Source organism: Pseudoalteromonas aliena, assembly GCF_038155085.1.
Lineage (GTDB): Bacteria > Pseudomonadota > Gammaproteobacteria > Enterobacterales > Alteromonadaceae > Pseudoalteromonas > Pseudoalteromonas aliena_A.
In genome coordinates this window covers 1-221 of sequence record NZ_JBAKAU010000164.1, presented here as the reverse complement: position 1 = coordinate 221, position 221 = coordinate 1, and the positions used below count along the sequence as shown (strand labels likewise).

At 38.0% G+C, this 221-nt stretch carries 1 protein-coding gene; it reads left to right on the top strand.

The genetic code is table 11. From position 1 onward, the window contains the following. Window positions 1-221 (top strand): hypothetical protein (locus V6260_RS18950; RefSeq protein WP_341595604.1); only part of this gene is annotated, 221 nt, incomplete at both ends.

The following is a 221-nucleotide window of genomic DNA, read 5'->3' as shown; positions in this document are numbered from 1 at the left end:
GAGGATATAAACCAGCTTTATAAATCGGCCTATAATGTAACAGCTGAAGATATTAAAGCGATATCCAATAAATACTTTGTTGATAACTCTCGTACTACCGTAACAATGTCGTCACTTGATAAAGCCCCAGGGTTTGAACAAGAAGCTAATTTAAATGCGCTTACAGCCAAGCTTGATCAATCACCTGCGAAGCCTGCATTTACAGTACTTGATACAACCAA